General features: G+C 70.3%; 17 protein-coding genes and 1 pseudogene. 12 read left to right on the top strand and 6 right to left on the bottom strand.

Annotated features, from left to right (window positions below):
* The first annotated feature begins 4 nt into the window (after positions 1-4).
* The 6 genes from ACIP37_RS16610 (at position 5) to ACIP37_RS16585 (ending at position 7,455) form a co-directional block, all read left to right on the top strand.
* The gene (locus ACIP37_RS16610) at positions 5-928 is read left to right on the top strand and encodes an enhanced serine sensitivity protein SseB C-terminal domain-containing protein (protein ID WP_363582090.1); all 924 of its coding nucleotides are present in this window, start codon (positions 5-7) and stop codon (positions 926-928) included.
* A 442-nt stretch (positions 929-1,370) separates the two neighbouring features.
* Positions 1,371-2,360: an ABC transporter permease gene (locus ACIP37_RS16605; RefSeq protein WP_363582092.1), complete on the top strand. Its 990-nt coding sequence runs from the start codon at positions 1,371-1,373 to the stop codon at positions 2,358-2,360.
* 51 nt (positions 2,361-2,411) lie between these two features.
* Positions 2,412-4,187: an ABC transporter substrate-binding protein gene (locus tag ACIP37_RS16600; RefSeq protein WP_363582094.1), complete on the top strand. Its 1,776-nt coding sequence runs from the start codon at positions 2,412-2,414 to the stop codon at positions 4,185-4,187.
* A gap of 100 nt (positions 4,188-4,287) precedes the next feature.
* Positions 4,288-5,298 (top strand): ABC transporter permease, encoded by a 1,011-nt coding sequence (locus ACIP37_RS16595; protein ID WP_350884652.1) that lies wholly within the window; start codon positions 4,288-4,290, stop codon positions 5,296-5,298.
* A complete protein-coding gene (locus ACIP37_RS16590; protein ID WP_363582098.1) occupies positions 5,295-6,365 on the top strand; it encodes an ABC transporter ATP-binding protein in 1,071 nt (356 codons plus the stop codon). Before ACIP37_RS16595 ends, ACIP37_RS16590 begins: the two co-directional genes overlap by 4 nt.
* A gap of 34 nt (positions 6,366-6,399) precedes the next feature.
* On the top strand, positions 6,400-7,455 hold the full coding sequence (locus ACIP37_RS16585) for an ABC transporter ATP-binding protein (protein ID WP_400806300.1): 1,056 nt from the start codon (positions 6,400-6,402) through the stop codon (positions 7,453-7,455).
* A 121-nt stretch (positions 7,456-7,576) separates the two neighbouring features.
* Here the strand turns inward: ACIP37_RS16585 and ACIP37_RS16580 are convergent, their stop codons facing one another.
* Both ACIP37_RS16580 and ACIP37_RS16575 read right to left on the bottom strand, forming a co-directional pair.
* Complete coding sequence (locus ACIP37_RS16580; protein ID WP_363633245.1) at positions 7,577-8,848, bottom strand: MFS transporter; 1,272 nt, start codon at positions 8,846-8,848, stop codon at positions 7,577-7,579.
* A complete protein-coding gene (locus ACIP37_RS16575) occupies positions 8,845-10,050 on the bottom strand; it encodes a cytochrome P450 (protein WP_400806296.1) in 1,206 nt (401 codons plus the stop codon). The genes ACIP37_RS16580 and ACIP37_RS16575 overlap by 4 nt, the downstream gene beginning before the upstream one ends.
* 627 nt (positions 10,051-10,677) lie before the next feature.
* On the opposite strand from ACIP37_RS16575, the gene ACIP37_RS16570 reads away from it, so the two are divergent.
* Positions 10,678-11,337, top strand: a complete 660-nt coding sequence (locus tag ACIP37_RS16570; protein WP_363582106.1) for a trimeric intracellular cation channel family protein — start codon at positions 10,678-10,680, stop codon at positions 11,335-11,337.
* Here ACIP37_RS16570 and ACIP37_RS16565 read toward each other — a convergent pair.
* Complete coding sequence (locus ACIP37_RS16565; RefSeq protein ID WP_400844034.1) at positions 11,243-12,031, bottom strand: IclR family transcriptional regulator; 789 nt, start codon at positions 12,029-12,031, stop codon at positions 11,243-11,245. The genes ACIP37_RS16570 and ACIP37_RS16565 overlap by 95 nt on opposite strands.
* 280 nt (positions 12,032-12,311) lie before the next feature.
* On the opposite strand from ACIP37_RS16565, the gene ACIP37_RS16560 reads away from it, so the two are divergent.
* Both ACIP37_RS16560 and mnmA read left to right on the top strand, forming a co-directional pair.
* Complete coding sequence (locus ACIP37_RS16560) at positions 12,312-13,493, top strand: cysteine desulfurase family protein (protein WP_363582110.1); 1,182 nt, start codon at positions 12,312-12,314, stop codon at positions 13,491-13,493.
* A 51-nt stretch (positions 13,494-13,544) separates the two neighbouring features.
* A complete protein-coding gene (mnmA, locus tag ACIP37_RS16555; protein ID WP_400844029.1) occupies positions 13,545-14,681 on the top strand; it encodes a tRNA 2-thiouridine(34) synthase MnmA in 1,137 nt (378 codons plus the stop codon).
* A gap of 46 nt (positions 14,682-14,727) precedes the next feature.
* On the opposite strand, the gene ACIP37_RS16550 is transcribed toward mnmA, so the two are convergent.
* The 3 genes from ACIP37_RS16550 to ACIP37_RS16540 form a co-directional block, all read right to left on the bottom strand.
* Positions 14,728-15,903 carry a methyltransferase domain-containing protein gene (locus ACIP37_RS16550; protein WP_400806288.1) on the bottom strand — a complete coding sequence of 392 codons (1,176 nt, stop codon included), beginning with the start codon at positions 15,901-15,903 and terminating at the stop codon, positions 14,728-14,730.
* Positions 15,900-16,037, bottom strand: coding sequence for a hypothetical protein (locus ACIP37_RS16545; RefSeq protein ID WP_400471434.1), 138 nt, complete (start codon positions 16,035-16,037; stop codon positions 15,900-15,902). The genes ACIP37_RS16550 and ACIP37_RS16545 overlap by 4 nt, the downstream gene beginning before the upstream one ends.
* A 400-nt stretch (positions 16,038-16,437) precedes the next feature.
* Positions 16,438-16,926: an ATP-binding protein gene (locus ACIP37_RS16540; RefSeq protein ID WP_400806285.1), complete on the bottom strand. Its 489-nt coding sequence runs from the start codon at positions 16,924-16,926 to the stop codon at positions 16,438-16,440.
* A 153-nt stretch (positions 16,927-17,079) separates the two neighbouring features.
* On the opposite strand from ACIP37_RS16540, the gene ACIP37_RS16535 reads away from it, so the two are divergent.
* From ACIP37_RS16535 to ACIP37_RS16525, 3 genes and pseudogenes are all read left to right on the top strand, one after another.
* Positions 17,080-18,342, top strand: coding sequence for a helix-turn-helix domain-containing protein (locus ACIP37_RS16535; RefSeq protein ID WP_400806282.1), 1,263 nt, complete (start codon positions 17,080-17,082; stop codon positions 18,340-18,342).
* The gene (locus tag ACIP37_RS16530) at positions 18,339-18,851 is read left to right on the top strand and encodes an NUDIX hydrolase (RefSeq protein ID WP_363633237.1); all 513 of its coding nucleotides are present in this window, start codon (positions 18,339-18,341) and stop codon (positions 18,849-18,851) included. The genes ACIP37_RS16535 and ACIP37_RS16530 overlap by 4 nt, the downstream gene beginning before the upstream one ends.
* A gap of 79 nt (positions 18,852-18,930) precedes the next feature.
* Positions 18,931-19,005, top strand: a pseudogene (locus ACIP37_RS16525) (HAD family hydrolase); the annotation flags it as partial.
* Between the last annotated feature and the right edge of the window lie 53 nt (positions 19,006-19,058).

The raw sequence follows: 19,058 nt of genomic DNA, 5'->3' as shown, positions 1-19,058 counted from the left end.
GCGCATGAGTGCGGGAGCGGTAGCGGGCGGTGCACCGGGGCCCTGGGGCCAGGCACCCGCCGGGCGCCCCGGAGCGGATCCGGGCGCGCTGGAGCGCGCCCTGCGCGAGGTCGCGCCGGAGCGCTACGAGGCGTACGAGCAACTGCTGCACGCACTGGCGGACGGCCAGGTCTGGATGCTGCTGTGGCACGGTGCGCCGGGCAGCGCTGACGCCCAGTACGGGAACATGGAGATCAGCGGCCACGGCTACGCGCCGGCCGTCACCTCGTCCGAGCAGTTGGCGTCGTCCGGCTGGGCGCGGGCCCACGAGGTCATCTCCGGGCGGGAGATCGCCGCTTCGCTGTACCGGACCCGCTGGGGCCTGTGGCTCAACCCGCACGCGCCCGGCGGCGGGGTCGGGGTGCCCTGGGCGGACCTGCGGCGGATCGCCGCGGGCCTGGAGCGGCTGCCGGCCGGGCCGTTGAAGCTGAGCGAGCCGCAGCTGAACGCCCAGCCGTTCTTCGCGCTGCTGGAGCGGCAGGCCGGTGAGGTGCGCGCGGTGCGGGCGCTGCGCCGGGCCTGGGTGCAGCCGGCCGTGGGGGAGCCGTACCTGGCGATCGGCCTGGAGCTGTACGAGAGTTCACCGCCGGCGGTGGAGGCCGTGCGGGCGCTGATGCAGCGGGCGATCGCGGTGGCCCCGGAGGGGCTGGCGGTGTCCACGGTGGCGATGGCGGACGAGTACGACCCGGTGGCGCTGTGGATGCGGGCCCATGCGCGCCCGTTCTTCGATCGGGAGGCGGGGCGGCCGCCGACCGGCCCGTACCCGCCGGTGCCGCCTCCGCCGTACCCCGCGCAGCAGGGGCCGGGCTACGGCTACGGCACGCAGCAGCCCGCGCAGGGCTGGACCGGGCAGCCGCAGCAGCCGTGGCCCGGATACCCGGGGCGCTGACAACCAAAACCTTTTTCCAGAAGCCGACTTGATCTTGCATCAGGTCGGCTTCGGTGCTTTCCGGACGAACTTCCGGCCGTTACCGTCGATCATCTTGACATGCCAGTTACAGCCGTGTGAAGAGGGATATGCCGAAGACGGAGGAGGTGCATGCGCACAGATCACAGTTGGGCATCTGTCGGTTGTCAGGGCTGGCGCAAGCCAGTTCGGATGGCAGAGAGTTCTGCGCAACGCACCGCGCGTACTGGGAACCCCACGAAGGTGAACGCGCACGCCGACCGCCAGAACCACGCGAAGCCCATCCCGCGTTGGGGCAGTACCCGTGCACGACGTACTGCCGCGAACACCCGTTCCAAGCACCTCCGCACGTCCGCAGCCGTACCGCCGAACCGGTGACCGGCGCCCGTGGGCCGGCCACCGTCGGCGAGGGGACCAACTGACCATGACCGCACCCATCGCAACCACCGGGAACGAACCGGAGGCACCCGCCCCCGCGAGCCCGGCCAAGAAGATCGAGGGCCGCTCCCTCGGCCAGATCGCCTGGACCCGCTTCAAGCGCGACAAACTCGCCGTCGCCGGCGGCGTCGTGGTGATCCTGCTGATCCTGCTGGCCGTACTGGCCAAGCCCATCGAGGCCCTGTTCGGCCTCGACCCCGACGCCCTGAACCAGGACCTGCTCGACGCCAACCTGGGCGGCATCCCGCTCGGTGACTGGGGCGGGATGAGCTGGGACCACCCGCTCGGCGTCGACCCGCTCCAGGGCCGCGACCTGCTCTCCCGCGTGATCGAGGGCTCCTGGGTCTCCCTGCTGGTCGCCTTCGGCGCGACCCTGTTGTCGAACACGATCGGCACCGTGCTCGGTGTCATGGCCGGCTACTACGGCGGCTGGGTGGACACCGTGATCAGCCGCGTCATGGACGTCTTCCTCGCCTTCCCGCTGCTGCTCTTCGCCATCGCGATCTCGACCTCGCTGCAGGGCGGCGCGTTCGGCCTGCACGGCCTCCCGCTGCACATCATGGTGCTGATCTTCGTGATCGGCTTCTTCAACTGGCCCTACATGGGCCGGATCGTGCGCGGACAGACGCTGTCGCTGCGCGAGCGGGAGTTCGTCCACGCGGCCCGCAGCCTGGGCGCCCGCGGCCCGTTCATCCTGTTCAAGGAACTGCTGCCGAACCTGGTCGGTCCGATCCTGGTCTACTCGACCCTGCTGATCCCGACCAACATCCTCTTCGAGGCGGGCCTCAGCTTCCTCGGCGTCGGCATCCAGCCGCCGCAGGCCTCCTGGGGCGGGATCCTCCAGGACGCGATCAAGTACTACCAGGTGGACCCCCAGTACATGGTGGTCCCCGGTCTGGCGATCTTCCTCACCGTGCTCGCCTTCAACCTGCTCGGCGACGGGCTGCGTGACGCCCTCGATCCCAAGAGCAACTGACGCAACGTCAGGCCCTCCCTCCTTCCCATCCTCAAGGGGTTGATCTCACCCATGCGCAGGTCCCGTACCGTCGCCCTGACCGCGGCGGCAGCCGCCGCGGTCCTGATCGTGACCGGCTGCACCTCCGGCAGCAAGGGCTCCGGCTCGTCCTCCTCCGCCAGCGGCAGCAGCGCCGGTGGCGGCGGTGCCGACGCCGCCACCAAGGGCATCGTCAACGCCTCGGACAAGAAGGGCGGGACGGTCACCTACGAGATGAAGGGCGCCCCGGACTCCTTCGACCCGGGCAACACGTACTACGCCTACATCTACAACTTCTCGCGCCTGTACGGGCGTCCGCTGACCACCTTCGCCCCGGGCGCCGGCTCGAACGGCAACAAGCTGGTCCCGGACCTCGCCGAGAGCCTGGGCAAGGTCAGCGCGGACGGCCTGACCTGGACGTACAAGCTGCGCGCGGGCCTGAAGTTCGACGACGGCACCCCGATCAGCTCGAAGGACGTCAAGTACGCCGTCGAGCGCTCCAACTTCGCGCCGGACGTGAACTCCAACGGCCCCACCTACTTCCACGACCTGCTGGTCGACAACGAGACCCCGTACCAGGGCCCGTACAAGGACAAGACCGGCGGCCTGAACTCGATCGAGACGCCGGACGACCAGACCATCGTCTTCCACCTGAAGCAGCCGTTCGCGGACTTCGACTACCTGGTCGGCTCCCCGCAGACCGTCCCGGTCCCGCAGGCCAAGGACGACGGCGCCGGCTACGTGAAGCACGTGGTCGCCTCGGGTGCCTACAAGTTCGAGTCCTACGAGGACGGCAAGCAGCTCACCCTGGTGCCGAACACCAACTGGGACCCGAGCACCGACCCGATCCGCAAGCAGCTCGCGGACAAGATCGTGGTCCGGATGGGCATGGAGCAGTCCACCATCGACAAGGACCTGATCGCGGGCAACGCCCAGGTGGACCTGGTCGGCAGCGGCGTCGACCCGCAGACCCAGGCGCAGATCCTGCAGAACCAGAAGCTCAAGGCGAACACCGACAACGCCTACGGCGGTCGCCTGGCGTACGTCGCGATCAACACCAAGGTCGCGCCGTTCGACAACCTGGAGTGCCGCAAGGCCGTCCAGTACGCGATCGACAAGGTCTCCGTGCAGACCACGCTCGGCGGCCCGATCCGCGGCCAGATCGCCAACACGGTGATCCCGCCGGACGTCCCGGGCCACCAGGACTTCAACACCTGGGCGACCAACGGCAACAAGGGTGACGAGGCCAAGGCCAAGGACGCCCTCAAGGCCTGCGGCAAGTCCGACGGGTTCAGCACGGTGATCACCGCCCGCACCGAGCGCGACCCGGAGGTCCAGGCCGCGACTGCGATCCAGGCCGCGCTGAAGAAGATCAACATCAACGTCGAGATCCAGAAGTACGCGCAGGGCAAGTACTTCTCGGACGCCGCCGGTGTCCCGCAGTTCACCCAGGACCACAACATCGGTCTGATGATGATGCAGTGGAGCGCCGACTGGCCGACCGGCTACGGCTTCCTGCAGCAGATCTCCGACGGCCGCGCCATCAAGGCCTCCGGCAACAGCAACCTGGCCCAGCTCAACGACCCCGAGGTCAACAAGCTGCTCGACGACGCCATCACCAACACCGACCAGTCGGCGCGCGAGAAGATCTACGGCCAGATCGACAAGAAGATCATGGACCAGGCGGTCTACGTCCCGCTGACCTACTTCAAGGTCTTCCTGTACCGCCCGGACAGCGCCACCAACCTGGTGTCCACCTCGGGCTTCTCGGGTGAGTACGACTACCTGAACATCGGCACCACCAAGTAAAGAGCCTGGCTCCACATCCCTGAAGGCAGGTGAAGGCAGCGGCCGCCCGCCGCCGTCCGGAAGACCCCGGACGGCGGCGGGCCGCCGGAGCCGCCCAACTGTGTTTGCCTACATCATCCGCAGGATCTTCGCGGCCGTCGTGCTGCTGCTGGTGGTCAGCGCTGTCACCTTCGCGATCTTCTTCCTGCTCCCGCGCATCGCCGGCGAGACCACCGACCAACTGGCCACGCAGTACGTCGGGAAGAACCCCTCCCCCGAGGCGATCGCCGCGGTCAAGAAGAACCTCGGGTTCGACCAGCCGCTGTACACCCAGTACTGGAACTTCCTCAAGGGCCTGGTCAGCGGCGCCGAGTACAAGTTCGGCCCGGACCCGGTCACCTGCCACGTACCGTGCTTCGGCTACTCCTTCAAGAACCACCTGGAGGTCTGGCCCGAGCTGATCAAGCGCGTCCCGATCACCCTCTCGCTCGCCGTCGGCGCGGCCGTGCTCTGGCTGGTCTCCGGCGTCGCCACCGGCGTCGTCTCCGCGCTCAAGCCGCGCTCGGTCTTCGACCGGATCGCCATGGGCATCTCCCTCGCCGGCGTCTCGCTGCCGGTCTTCTTCACCGGCGCGGTGCTGCTCACCCTGTTCAGCTACGAGTGGCCGATCCTGGACAACCTCCAGTACGTCGACTTCGCCGACGACCCGCTGATGTGGGCCCGCAACCTGATCCTCCCGTGGATCTCGCTGGCCTTCCTCTACTCCGCGCTCTACGCCCGGCTCACCCGCGCCGGAATGCTGGAGACCATGAGCGAGGACTACATCCGCACCGCCCGGGCCAAGGGCCTGGTCGAGCGCAAGGTCGTCGCCCGGCACGGACTGCGCGCCGCGCTGACACCCGTCATCACCATCTTCGGCATGGACCTCGGACTGCTCCTCGGCGGCGCCCTCATCACCGAGCAGGTCTTCTCGCTCCAGGGCGTCGGCGCCTTCGCCGTCCAGGCGATCGCCGACAACGACCTGCCCAAGATCCTCGGCGTCACCCTGCTCGCCGCCTTCTTCATCGTCGCCTGCAACCTCGTGGTCGACCTCCTGTACGCACTCGTCGACCCCCGGGTGAGGCTCTCGTGACCGAGCTCCAGAAGACCGAGGCGGTCGCCGCCCAGGCACCGTCCGGCGACCCCTTCCTCTCCGTCCGCGACCTGCGGATCCACTTCGACACCGACGACGGCCTGGTCCGCTCGGTGGACGGGGTCAGCTTCGACCTGCACAAGGGCCGCACCCTCGGCATCGTCGGCGAGTCCGGCTCCGGCAAGTCCGTCACCTCGCTCGGCATCATGGGCCTGCACCGCACCAAGCGGGCCCGGATCACCGGCGAGATCCGGCTGGACGGCGAGGACCTGATCGCGGCCGGCCCCGAACGGGTGCGCCAACTGCGCGGCCGCGAGATGGCGATGATCTTCCAGGACCCGCTGACCGCGATGCACCCCTACTACACCGTCGGCGCGCAGATCGTCGAGGCGTACCGGGTGCACCACCCCCAGGCGTCCAAGAAGCAGGCCCGGGCCCGCGCGGTCGAGATGCTCGACCGGGTCGGCATCCCGCAGCCCGACCGCCGGGTGGACGACTACCCGCACCAGTTCTCCGGCGGCATGCGCCAGCGCGCCATGATCGCCATGGCGCTGGTCAACGACCCCTCGCTGCTGATCGCCGACGAGCCCACCACCGCCCTCGACGTCACCGTCCAGGCGCAGATCCTGGACCTCATCCGCGACCTCCAGGACGAGTTCGGCTCGGCCGTCATCATCATCACCCATGACCTCGGGGTGGTCGCCGAACTGGCCGACGACATCCTGGTCATGTACGGCGGCAAGTGCATCGAGCGCGGCCCCGCCGAGACCCTCTTCGACGCGCCCGAACACCCCTACACCTGGGGCCTGCTGGGCTCCATGCCGCGCCTGGACCGCGAACTCCAGGACCGCCTCGTCCCGGTCAAGGGCACCCCGCCCAGCCTGATCAACGTGCCGTCCGGCTGCGCCTTCCACCCGCGCTGCCCGTACGCCGACCGGACCGGCGGGCGCTCCGCGAGCGAGCTCCCGGTGCTGGCCGAAGCCTCGCCCGGCCACTACGCGGCCTGCCACCTCCCGGCCGCCGAACGGCACCGCATCTTCGCCGAAGAGATCGCGCCCCGGCTGTGAGCCCGGCCTCGTACCACCTTTCTGGAGAGAACCGATGACGGACACTCAGGCAGCCACGGCCACGGCCACGGCCACCGCGCCCGCGCCCGCCCCCGACCGCGAGCCGCTGCTCCGGGTGACCGGCCTGACCCGGCACTTCCCGATCCGAGGCGGACTGCTGCGCCGCCAGACCGGTGCGGTGCGGGCCGTCGACGGCATCGACTTCACCGTCAACGCCGGTGAGACGCTCGGGGTCGTCGGCGAGTCCGGCTGCGGCAAGTCGACGATGGGCCGACTGGTCACCCGGCTCGACGAACCGACCGGCGGGAAGGTCGAGTTCGAGGGCACCGACATCACCCACCTGGGCGTCGGCGCGATGCGGCCGCTGCGCCGCGACATCCAGATGATCTTCCAGGACCCGTACTCCTCGCTCAACCCGCGGCACACCGTCGGCACCATCGTCGGCGCGCCGTTCCGGTTGCAGAAGGTGGAGCCCGAGGGTGGCACCAAGAAGGCCGTCCAGGAACTGCTGGAACTGTGCGGGCTCAGCCCCGAGCACTACAACCGCTACCCGCACGAGTTCTCCGGCGGCCAGCGCCAGCGCATCGGCATCGCCCGGGCACTCGCCCTCCGGCCGAAGATGATCATCGCGGACGAGCCGGTCTCCGCCCTGGACGTCTCCATCCAGGCCCAGGTGGTCAACCTGCTGGACGACCTCCAGCGCGAACTCGGCCTGACCTACCTGATCATCGCGCACGACCTCTCGGTGGTCCGGCACGTCTCGGACCGGGTCGCGGTGATGTACCTCGGCAAGATCGTCGAGATCGCCGACCGCGACTCCCTCTACGCGAGCCCGCTGCACCCGTACACCAACGCGCTGATGTCCGCGGTGCCGGTGCCCGACCCGCGCCGGCGCCAGCGGGCCGGCCGCGAGCGGATCCTGCTCACGGGCGACGTCCCCTCGCCGATCAACCCGCCCAGCGGCTGCCGCTTCCGCACCCGCTGCTGGAAGGCCCAGGACGTCTGCGCCGGCCAGGAGCCGCCGCTGACGGCGCTGAAGACCGGGCACGAGGTGGCGTGCCACTTCCCCGAGCTGGGCGAGGGGAAGTAGGGCGTGGGCCCACGCGAACGATGCGCCGCACCGGAACACCGGCTTTGATCAGCCGGTCGTTCCGGTGCGGCGCATCGTGGCGTCCGGGGCCCTCATCCCGGTCGGGGCGGTGCGGTGTTGATCACGCGTCAGGGTCGGGGCCCTTGCCGGTGGGCAGCCGGGTCGCCGCAGGCATCGCGAGCCCGGCCGCGAGGAAGACGGCCGCCAGCGCCACCCACCCGTACTGACCGGCCCCGACGACCGCGACCAGGGCGACCGGCGCGGCCACATTGGCGGCTCCGCGGCCGATGGCCAGGACGCCCTGGTACTGGCCGGTGGCGTGCTCGGGAGCGAGCTGGAAGCTGAGCCCCCATTCGCCGGAGACCTGGTACATCTCCCCCCACGTGTGGGCGATCATCCCCAGGCCGAGGATGCCGGTCGCGACCAGGGCGTTCCCCCAGCCTGCGACGCCGTACAGCAGGCAGGCGCAGCCGAGGAAGAACCCGCCGAGGCGGGAGATCCGCCCCCACAGGCCCGGGGTGGTGTCGTTGCCCTTGGAGCTCACCTGGACCTGGAAGATCACCACCAGGACCGTGTTCAGGACGATCAGGGCGCTGAACAGCCAGGCGGGTGCCTTGGTGTGGGTGACCAGCCACAGCGGAACGGCGATCTCCATGAGGGCGCCGTTCAGCGACAGCACGGCGTTCAGCCCGGTGAACCGCAGGTACCGGAGGTCCTTGAGCGCTGCTCCCAGCGGCTGCTTCTCGATGTGCGCGGGAGGCGGATGCCGTACGGGCATCCGGTTCAGTACGAGGGCCGACCCCGCGTAGGCCAGCGCCGCGACGACCACCATCGCCTCGTACGCGGCCCGGGTGTCCAGGTACAGGGCCAGGCCGGCGGCTCCCGCGCCGAGTGAGATCCCGATGTTGCTCACGACCTGCTGGTGTGCGCGCGCGGTCACCCGCTCCTCGGCCGAGGCGATCAGGGACACCAGGGCGGGCAGGACCGTGCGGCAGCCCCGCTGCACGACGCCCACCGCGCACGCCGTGACGGCGAACGGCCAGAAGGAGCCGACGGCCAGGTAGCACAGCACCGCCGGCCCCGCGGCGACGGTGAGGACGAGCAGGACCCGCCGCGGCCCGATGCGGTCGGAGAGGTGTCCGATCGGCAGGGCCGCCAGCAGGCCGGCCAGGCTGGCAACCGTGAGCCCGATGCCCACGTCCACCATCCGCAGACCCACCACCCGGGTGAAGAACAGAACGCTGACGGTGGCGAACAGCCCGTCCCCGAGGGTGGTCAGGAACGTGGACAGCGTCAGTCCGCGCACCGGCCCGGCCGGCGGGACCGCCCTGGCGAGGGCCAGCCGGGCAGCGCTCGTCCGGGTCGGGGGAGCCGTCGTATCCGTTTTCGTCACGTGGCGGCAGCCGCCTGGAAGGTGACCGGCAACGTCGCCAGGTAGCGCATGGTCGCGGTGCGCTGGCGCAGTGGCTCCCCGGCCATCCGCAGGCGTGTGGGGCGCCGCAGAATGGCCTTGATCAGCGCCTGCAGCGTCACCTGGGTGAACAGGTTTCCGACGCAGGTGTGCGGGCCCCGGCCGAATGCCATGTGCTGATTCGGTGTCCGGTCCAGAATGATTTCGTCGGGACGGGTGAATTTTTCGGGATCGCGGTTTGCCGCGCCGAAAAGCACCACGACGACGTCTCCGCGCTTGAGCTGGACGGATCCGACGACGACGGGCTCGGTGACGATGCGGCTGGTCCCCTGAACCGACGCGTCGTAGCGCATGAGTTCGTCGAAACCACTCGACAGCAGCGCCGGGTCGCGCATCGCCTCGAATTTGTCGGGGTTCTCCAGCAGCGCCAGCATGGCATTTCCGGCACCGGCGACGATCGAGCTGTAGCCGGACTGGAAGACGACCCGCACCGTGTTCCGGACGAAGGAATCGGCGACATCCACCTCGGCACGGTTGCCGGCGACATGGGCCAGCAGTCCGGGGCGCGGATTGGCCGTGAACCAGGACTCGACCATTTCGCTCAGTCGGCCGCGCGCCTCGATGCCGAGTTTCCTGAGTTCCGTACCGGTCTCGATTCCGTCCCCGGCGGTTTCGGGCGCCAATCCGGCGTCCATGCTCCGCACGATGGCATCCGATATCGCGGCGAAGGTCCTGACGTCCGGCTGCTCGATGCCCATGAGCTCCGAGATGGTCGCCAGGGCGAGCGGCTCGACGACCTCCGACATGAGATCGAACTCCGCCCTGCCCTCCAGGCCGTCGAGCAGCGACCCGACGAGGGCCTCGCCCTGCTCGCCGACGGCCTCCAGGTCCTGGGCGCGCAGGGCGTTCATGAAGAGGCTGCGGAGCGGGCCGTGGTCCGGCGGGTCGAGGGTCTGGAGGCTCAGCCACGGCTCGGAGACCGACTCGCCGGCACGCCGCCAGTCCGTCGCGAACACCGCGGGGTCCTGCAGCACCATCTGGCAGTCGCGGTACCGGGTCAGCACCCAGCTCTGCATCTTCTCGTGCCAGTGCACAGGCTCCGACGCGCGCAGCTCCGCGTAGACCGAATAGGGATCGGCGAGAGTGGAGCTGTCGAGGGGGTCATAGCGGACCGGGAGTTTCATGGACAATTCCTAGGATTCTTGAACGGCCTATGAGGCCCATGTTCCCGCTGGGCCAAGAGCGTGCGCCGGACCCGGACGCATCCGGGTCCGGCGCCAATTCTCGCCGACGATACCGGGCTCTGCCGCGGTTCGGGCAATATAATTAGTCGTTGTAACGCATGGAAATTCACCTACCCGAGCTAAATGTCCCGGCCATTGGCGCGGACTGTCGACGTTCGGACATCGGGGATGCCGGTGCAATTGGCATCAGGGATTTCAGTCGTTGTAGCGCACGGAAGTCTCCTCTCCGGTTGTTCATGTTCGAAGCCCCAGTGCTTCTCTCGATGGAAATGAAACTACCACCGGCATTCGGCCCCGTCCATGAGTTATTTCCGGGATCAATTTCCCAAACCAGCCAACCCGGGCAAAGGGTGCATCGAATTCGGGAGGGAAATGCGAATTGTATTCTCCATACCGTACGACCCGCAGTATTTCGCGAATATGTCGAAATTTGGTGTTCACGTCAACTCTGCGCAGAGTGTCCGGACCGGCGGCGGTCGTCGCCCGGGCCCGCGCGTCCGAGGCGGGGCCACGGACCGCGGCCGTACGCGGAGGGGGGAAGGGTTTCGTACGGGGCATAGTTGTTCGGTGACCTCGCAGATCTTCCCCTCCGACGTGCAGCAGTCGCTGGACCTCGTCGGCATCTTCGTCTTCGCCCTCTCCGGGGGGCTGCTCGCCGTCCGCAAGAACATGGACATCTTCGGCATCGCGGTGCTGGCCGAGGTCACCGCGCTCGGGGGCGGCGTGATCCGGGACCTGGTGATCGGGGCGACGCCCGTCGCGGCGTTCAGCAACCTCGGGTACTTCATCACCCCGCTGGTCGCCGCGCTGGTGGTGTTCTTCCTGCACCCCGAGGTCGAGCGGATCAACCGGGCGGTGCAGACCCTGGACGCCCTCGGCCTCGGCCTGTTCTGCGTCACCGGCACCGCCAAGGCGCACGACTACGGGCTCGGCGCGGTGTCGGCCGTCGCACTCGGCATGGTCACCGCGGCCGGCGGCGGGGTGATCCGCGACGTGCTGGCCGGCGAGATCCCCTCGCTGCTGCGCTGGGACCGGGAGATCTACGCCGTCCCGGCCCTGGTCGGCGCCGCCCTGGTGGCGGTGCTGATCGGCGTCGACCGGCTGACCGGCGCCACCGGCACCGCCGCCGCGCTCACCGCCTTCGGGCTGCGGATGCTCGCGCTGAAGTACGGCTGGCGCGCCCCGAGGGCCTGGCACCGCAACGGTTCTCGCACCAGCGAGGAGTAGGCGAGCCGCCGTACGCGAGCGAGATCGCCTCCGCCGTGCAGAGCAGTTCCGGCACCATCCGGGCGAGTTCGGTCGGCGGCACCTGGCTCGCCGGGGCGCTCAGCGCGCAGGCCGCGACCGTCCGGCCGCCGCTGCCCGCCACCGGCGCGGCCACGCACGTCACCGGCTCCCGGTGCTCGGCCGACTCCGCCGCCCAGCCCCGCAGCCGCACCGCCGCCAGTTCGGCCGGCAACTCCTCGTCGGGGGTGCCGTCTTCGGGCAGCCCGGCCAGCAGCACCCGGCCGATCGCCGTCCCGCCGGCCGGCGCCCGCCGCCCGATCCGGGACGCCCGGGCGGTGCCCGGCCCGGCCCAGCTCCCGGCCACCTCGTCCAGGTACAGCACCTCGCCGTCCTGGAGCACGGCCAGCTGGACGGTGTAGCCGCAGCGCGCGTTGAGCGCCGCCAGGTACGGCGCGGCGACCTGCCGGACGTCGATCTCCTCCAGCGCCCGGTGGGCCAGTGAGAGCACCCGGCCGCCGAGGCGGTAGCGCAGATCGGGCTGGCGCTGCGCGAAGCCGTGCTCCTCCAGGGTGCGCAGCAGCCGCAGCGCGGTGGACTTGTGCACCCCGATGCTGGTCGCGGCCTGCTCCAGGGAGACCGGCCCGTCGCCGAGCGACCCGAGCAGGGTCAGGGCGCGGTCGACCGACTGCGACATGGCGCACCGCTCCTGTCCGCGCCGATGGGAAGTGAGAGTGGGACGTGATCCCGGGCCGTGCCCGCGGGCCGGGCCGGGGCCCGTCCGCGGGAAGCGTTCGTCAGGCTAACCGCTCGCCCGCGCGGTGGGTCAAACGGGTGCCGGACACCGGTGTCCGGTGGGCGCGCGGTCCGGGAACCGCCCGGGCGACACCCGGGAGTCGTCCGGTGGACGTCCGGTGGCCGGATCGGTGCGCACACCGGGACGGGGCCCGGGGAGTGCCCTCTACAATCGGATGGTTATGCCATACCTGGACCATGCGGCGACCACGCCGATGCTGCCCGAGGCGATCGCCGCGATGTCGGCGCACCTGGGGGTGGTCGGCAACGCCTCGTCCCTGCACGCGGCCGGCCGCCGGGCCCGCCGGGTGGTCGAGGAGGCCCGCGAGTCGCTGGCCGACTCGCTGGGCGCCCGCCCGAGCGAGATCGTGCTCACCGGCGGGGGCACCGAGTCCGACAACCTCGCCGTCAAGGGCCTGTACTGGGCCCGCCGGGACGCCGACCCGGCCCGCACCCGGGTGCTGTGCAGCCCGGTCGAGCACCACGCGGTGCTGGACGCGGTGCACTGGCTCTCCGAGCACGAGGGCGCCGACGTCGAGTACCTGCCGGTCGACCTGCTCGGCCGGGTGCACCCGCAGGCGCTGCGCGAGGCGATCGAGCGGGACCCGTACTCGGTCGCGCTGGTCACCGTGATGTGGGCCAACAACGAGGTCGGCACCGTCCAGCCGGTGCGCGAACTCGCCGCCGTCGCGGCCGAGTACGGCATCCCGATGCACGCCGACGCGGTGCAGGCGCTCGGGCAGGTCCCGGTCTCCTTCGCCGAGTCGGGGCTCACCGCGCTCACCGTCACCGGACACAAGATCGGCGGACCGTTCGGCATCGGCGCGCTGCTGCTCTCGCGCGGCGCCGCGCCCGTCCCGCTGCTGCACGGCGGCGGCCAGGAACGCGACGTCCGCTCCGGCACCCTGGACGCGCCCGCCGCCGCCGGCTTCGCCGCCGCCGCGGCCCTCGCGGTCGAGCGCCAGCCGGAGCACGCGGTCGTGCTCGGCGCGCTGCGCGACGAGCTGATCGCCGCCGTGCTGGCCACCGTCCCCGCCGCGGTGCTCAACGGCGACCCGGCCGCCGAGGGGCGGCTGCCCGCCAACGCGCACTTCTCCTTCCCCGGCTGCGAGGGCGACGCGCTGCTGATGCTGCTCGACGCCCAGGGCATCGAGTGCTCCACCGGCTCGGCCTGCTCGGCCGGGGTGCCGCAGCCCAGCCACGTACTGCTCGCGATGGGCGTCGACCCGGCGCTGGCCCGGGCCTCGCTGCGGTTCTCGCTCGGGCACACCTCGGTGCGCGAGGACGTGACGGCGCTGGTCGAGGCGCTCGCCCCGGCCGTCCAGCGGGCCCACAACGCGGGGCTGGCCTCGGTGCGGCGGTAGTTCCTCCGGGCGGCCGGGCATGGACGGCGGCCCCGTACTCTTGTAGTCACCATGACTGACTTCCCGGGTGCCCCGACCGCTCCGTCCACCGGCCGTCTGCGCGTGCTCGCGGCGATGTCCGGCGGCGTCGACTCCGCCGTCGCCGCCGCCCGCGCCGTCGAAGCGGGGCACGAGGTGACGGGCGTCCACCTGGCGCTGTCCGCCAATCCGCAGTCCTTCCGCACCGGGGCCCGCGGCTGCTGCACCATCGAGGACTCCCGGGACGCGTGGCGGGCGGCCGACGTGATCGGCATCCCGTTCTACGTCTGGGACCTCGCCGAGCGCTTCCGCGAGGACGTCATCGACGACTTCGTCGCCGAGTACGCGGCCGGCCGCACTCCCAATCCCTGCCTGCGCTGCAACGAGAAGATCAAGTTCGCCGCGCTGCTCGACAAGGCGATCGCGCTCGGCTTCGACGCGGTCTGCACCGGCCACTACGCCCGGATCGTCGACCTGCCGTCCGGGGAGCGCCAGCTGCACCGCGCCGTCGACGCGGCGAAGGACCAGTCGTACGTCCTCGGCGTGCTCGACGCCGACCAGCTCGCCCACTCGCTGTTCCCGCTCGGCGACACCACCAAGGACGTCATCCGCGAGGAGGCCGAGCGCCGCGGCCTGGCCGTCGCCAAGAAGCCGGACAGCCACGACATCTGCTTCATCGCCGACGGCGACACCCAGGGCTTCCTGGCCAAGCACCTCGGCACCGCCACCGGCGACATCCTCGACGCCGACGGCACCAAGCTCGGCGAGCACGACGGCGCGTACGGCTTCACCATCGGCCAGCGCAAGGGCCTGCGGATCGGCCGCCCGGCGGCGGACGGCAAGCCCCGCTACGTCCTCGACATCTCGCCGGTGAACAACACCGTCACGGTCGGCCCGCTGGAGGGTCTGGACGTCACCGGGCTCACCGCGATCCGGCCGCGCTGGTGCGGCACCGAGCCGCTCGCCGACGGCCGGTACACCGCCCAACTGCGCGCCCACGGCGAGGAGGTGCCGGTCTCCGCCTCCGTCGTGGACGGCGAGCTGCGGGTGCAGTTGGACAGCCCGGTGCGCGGCATCGCCCCCGGCCAGGCCGTGGTGCTGTACGACGGCACCCGGGTGGTCGGCTCGGCCACCATCGCCAGCACCGAGCGCCCGGCAGTCCGGGCGTAGTCCGGCTCTGAGTGCCCGGCCGTCCGGTGCGGCCGGCCGGGCTCGCTCAGTGCTGCGGGACGGGGTTGCCCGGGGAGTCCAGCCAGACGTGCTGGCCCTCCAAGGTGACCGTCAGGCCGAACCGCCCGCACCCGGGGCGGCCCTGGTCCGCCCACCACTGGTAGGCCGCTTCCAGCTCATCCCAGAGGTTCCGGGGGCCGGACTGGTACACCTCATACCTCGTGCGGTCGCGCTCGTAGTCGGCGGAGGCCCAGGAGAGGGTGTCGCGGCTGTAGAGCCACAGTGTGTAGGCGTCGTTGTCGTAGCGCTCTGTCCGCCAGAACGTACCGGGTACGCCGGATCCGATGACGAACTGCTCGAACCACCCGCCCGTGGCCCGAGGGGACAGACTGGTGGTGCTCCGCACCCCGTGTGCTGGCCACTCCTTCCCGTGCAGGTAGGCGTCGAACGACGGCCGGTCCGTGCGCTGGTGGCGGAGTCGCATGAACGCGGAGCCTCGGGTGAACTTGCCGCTCGCGCTGGTCCCGTCGTCGTTCACGGTCAGACGGATGATCTGCTCGCCGCCGTACTCGGTGCCGAACGGGGCGACGATGATTCCGCCGGGGGCCGTCTGTTCCAGCCATGCGGGAGGGATCTCCAGCAGGGAGCAGGTGGCGATGATCCGGCTGTAGGGGGTGTCGTCCGGCCAGCCGTGGCGTCCGTCGCCCTCGATCACGGTCGGTGCGAGTCCGGCCCGGTGCAGGTTCTCGCGGGCGCCGCGTGCGACGTGAGGGTCGTACTCGACGGTCACCACGTTGTGGTTGCCCAGGCGGTGGGCGAGGAGGCCCGCGTTCCAGCCGGTGCCGGCTCCGACCTCCAACACCTTGTGGCCCGGGCGGACGTCGAGGTCCTGGAGCATCGAGAACACCATGGTCGGCATGGAGTTGGAGGAACTCGGGGTGGTGCCGAGCCCGTCGCCCTGGTGGTTGCCGTCGTCCCACTGGGTGGTCAGCGGGATGTCCGAGTAGACGGCCCTGCGCCACGCCTCGGGGTCCTGTGACCGGTACAGCACGGGGTTCTGGCGGGTGCCGTCCGCGATGCCCGGCCAGATGCGGTCCGGGACGAACAGCTCGCGGGGTACCGCGTTGAAGGAGGGGAGCCAGTCTGAGGAGAGTGCGCCGCCGGCCACCAGCGCGGAGGCGAGCCCCTGGGGGCCCGCCTCCTGGTGCGTTTCGCCGGTCACTCCGCCGGGGCCTTGCCGTCGCTGCTGTTGCCGCCTTCGTCGGAGCCCCCGCCGCCGTGTCCGGCGCCCTTGTTGGAGTCATCCTGCTGCTTGCCGCCCTGGCCGTCGCCGGAGCCGCCGCTGCGCTTACCCATCTCTGTACCTCCGTGTGCTGGTTGGTTGCGACAGGCGGATGCCTGCCGGGTGATGCTCAGCCGCCTCGGGTATACCGGGCGGCAGCTCCCCGAGGGCGCGCGACCGCCCTCGGGGATGCCTCCGCTGTCGACCGTGGATTGCCACTTCGCCGGACGGCGGGAGCCGGTGGGGTTACTGCCTGCCGCCCGTGCCGCTGGCCCGGCGGCACGGGCGGGGGTTTCAGTGGGCGCGGTTGATCAGAATCAGGGCCGCAACGACGATGTGCAGCCCGGCAGCGGCGGACACCCCCAGGGCAGCCCAGACTCGGTCGGTCGGGATCGGGATCGGGATCGGGATCGGGGTCGGAAACGGACGGCGGCGCGTCTTCGGGATCGAAACCGTCGTCCGGCGGCTGCCGGCTCACGGAGAGGTCGGCTTGGGCGTCGGGAGGTCGGCGTGCACGACCTTCCCGAACGGGCGGGGGCTGGCGCCCCAACGGCCCTGGGTGAGCCGGTGGACCATCGCCAAGCCTCGACCCGACGTGGCGTCGGGCCCGGCCTGGATCATCACGGGCATCGAGCAAGAGCCGTCACCGACGAGGATGCGGATGATTCGGTCGCTCGGGCGGCGCACGGCGACAATCATGCGTGTCTGACAGCCGGTCCTGACGGCGTTGGTGGCCAACTCGCTGGCGATCAGGGAGGCATCGTCCACCAGATCGTCCAACCCCCACTCCCGAAGCTTCGCCACGACGAACCGACGCGCGGCGCCCACCGACTCGGCCTGGTACGGCAGGCGGATGGTCGCCGGTGTGGTGAAGCGAGCGGTATCCGGTGTAGCGACGGCAGTCAGCAGCGTTTCCCCAGTGCAGCCGATCACGTTGGTCGGCAAAGCGGTGAGTGGAGACATCAAGATTCGCTCCCGTGGATGGATCAGGGCGGCTGATGCTCATTCAACGGTCACGTTGCGGTCGCAGGAGACTCCGATCCGGTGACTCCAAATCGGAGTCAGGGCTGGCACCGTGGACCTACGATCAGTACACGCTGTAAGGGGAGCGAGACCATGGGTGTTCAGCCAAGTGTGCGTGAAGTGGCCGCCGGGCTACTCCAGGACGAGCGTCTGCTGCGAGCGTGTGCGACCCGCGACATGGGCGCCGTATTCCGGCTCCTCAACGCGCGCGGCATCAGTACCCGGCGGATTGCAGCCGCTGTGGAGATCAGCCAGGGACGGCTTTACGACTACATGAACGGCAAGGCCAGGGTCGAGAAGTTGGCGTTGTTCGAGCAGATCGCCGACGCCTTCCACATTCCGGGGCAACTGCTCGGTCTTGCCCGCAGGTCATGGGAGCCGGACGCCACTCCTGGACCCTCGCCCCTTGCGCAGGCTTTACCGGAAGCCGACGGCGACGACCTGGCCACCGTGGATGCCTTTCGCCGTGCGGATCGGCAGGCGGGAGGTGGACGCCTGTACTCGGCTGTGGTTCACCATCTCTCCGGCAAGGTTGCGCCGCGTCTGGTCGATGTTGCGAGCGGCCCGCAGGTGTTCGCTGCCGCCGCTGCGCTCACTGAGATGGCCGGCTGGATGGCCCACGACTCCGGCCGTGACGACCTGGCTGCCCGGCACTTCGCTCGCGCGCTCCCTCTCGCCCGCGCCTCCGGCGATCTGCCGTTGATGGCACACGTAGCAGCCAGCACCAGCCACCTTTCCCTCCAGGCCGGCGATTCGGCGGAGGCCGTGCACTGGGCTACCGTCGGCATCGAAATGGCCTGCCAGGGCCCGCATCTGCCAGGCCTCATGGCTCGGCTGAACGCCATGATGGCCCGAGCGTTGGCAGCCTCTCGGCAGCACGGTCCGGCGGCGCGGGCACTCGACCACGCTCACACCGCACTTGCGGTTGGAGCTGATGATGAGCATCCGTGGTTGAGCCCTTTCGACGACGCTACCCTCGCCAGCGAGTCCGCGTTGGCGTTCAGCGACCTGGGCCGCTCCAAGCTTGCCCTTCGATGCGGTGAGCAGGCTGTGGTCCTACGGGAAGAAGGCCGCGCGCGTTCGCTCACATTCAGCCGCATCACCCTCGCACGCATCCACGCCGATTGCGGAGACTTGGACGCCGCAATCGGCGTCGGAACAGAACTTCTGACCACCAGCCCGACCCTCGGGTCCGTCCGAGTCGTCCATCAGATGGATGGCCTCGGTGAACTCTTCGGGCGGTACCGCGAGTACGGCCCGGTGCGTGAATACCTGGCACGATTCGATGAGGCGCGCAGAGCCCGGCTGCTCCTGCTCGCCGACATCATCCCGTCGCCTCGGGGAGGTTCAACGTGAGACCCGCACCCACCGACACCGATGCCTGGCACGCCTACCTCGCCGAGGGCAATGCCCGGCAGGCTCGCAAGCGCGTCTCTGCGGACGTGATCCTGCGCGACCAGGCTGGTCGCATCCTGACCGTCAACCCGACCTACAAGGAGGGTTGGGACCTGCCCGGAGGGATGGCTGAGGCCAATGAGTCGCCGGACGAGGCCGCAGTGCGGGAACTGCGCGAGGAACTGGGCCTGGAGATCACGGTCCACCGCCTGCTGGTCGTGGACTGGGTTGCCCCGCACGGCCCGTGGGACGACCAGATCGCGTTCATCTTCGACGCGGGCACCCTCTCGTCCGACCTGGCCGCGCGGGTGCGGCCGCACGACGACGAACTGTCCGAGGCCGTCTTCCTGTCCGCGCCGGAGGCCGCCGACCGGCTGCGAACCCGCCAGCGGAACCGGCTGAACGCGGCTGTGAGAGCGATCGCGGATGGCGGCTCACGGTATCTGCGGGACGGGGTGGAGACGTGGTGATGGATCCGGGACAGGAGAAGGACGGCCATGGTTGAGAACGGCAGGCAAAGGGCGCGGCGGGTACCTCTTCGAGGCGGGGATGCTCAAGCGGGCGAAGCGGTCGGGCTGGTGGATCGCCGGGGTGAAGGATCCCGAGACCATCGCGGAGCACTCCTGTGGATCGACAGCAGTCTCGGCAGCCTCAAGACCGAGTCCGCCCGCCAACTC

Source organism: Kitasatospora sp. NPDC088861, from assembly GCF_044750105.1.
Lineage (GTDB): Bacteria > Actinomycetota > Actinomycetes > Streptomycetales > Streptomycetaceae > Kitasatospora.
The sequence above is the reverse complement of the archived record's forward strand: the minus strand, read 5'-3'. Positions and strand labels throughout refer to the sequence as shown.

Excerpts from the sequence above, each read along its gene's own strand:
- ACIP37_RS16610 (WP_363582090.1), top strand. The coding sequence starts at position 5 with ATGAGTGCGGGAGCGGTAGCGGGCGGTGCACCGGGGCCCTGGGGCCAG.
- ACIP37_RS16605 (WP_363582092.1), top strand. The coding sequence starts at position 1,371 with ATGACCGCACCCATCGCAACCACCGGGAACGAACCGGAGGCACCCGCC.
- ACIP37_RS16600 (WP_363582094.1), top strand. The coding sequence starts at position 2,412 with ATGCGCAGGTCCCGTACCGTCGCCCTGACCGCGGCGGCAGCCGCCGCG.
- ACIP37_RS16585 (WP_400806300.1), top strand. The coding sequence starts at position 6,400 with ATGACGGACACTCAGGCAGCCACGGCCACGGCCACGGCCACCGCGCCC.
- ACIP37_RS16575 (WP_400806296.1), bottom strand. The coding sequence starts at position 10,050 with ATGAAACTCCCGGTCCGCTATGACCCCCTCGACAGCTCCACTCTCGCC.
- ACIP37_RS16565 (WP_400844034.1), bottom strand. The coding sequence starts at position 12,031 with ATGTCGCAGTCGGTCGACCGCGCCCTGACCCTGCTCGGGTCGCTCGGC.
- ACIP37_RS16560 (WP_363582110.1), top strand. The coding sequence starts at position 12,312 with ATGCCATACCTGGACCATGCGGCGACCACGCCGATGCTGCCCGAGGCG.
- mnmA (WP_400844029.1), top strand. The coding sequence starts at position 13,545 with ATGACTGACTTCCCGGGTGCCCCGACCGCTCCGTCCACCGGCCGTCTG.
- ACIP37_RS16545 (WP_400471434.1), bottom strand. The coding sequence starts at position 16,037 with ATGGGTAAGCGCAGCGGCGGCTCCGGCGACGGCCAGGGCGGCAAGCAG.
- ACIP37_RS16540 (WP_400806285.1), bottom strand. The coding sequence starts at position 16,926 with ATGTCTCCACTCACCGCTTTGCCGACCAACGTGATCGGCTGCACTGGG.
- ACIP37_RS16535 (WP_400806282.1), top strand. The coding sequence starts at position 17,080 with ATGGGTGTTCAGCCAAGTGTGCGTGAAGTGGCCGCCGGGCTACTCCAG.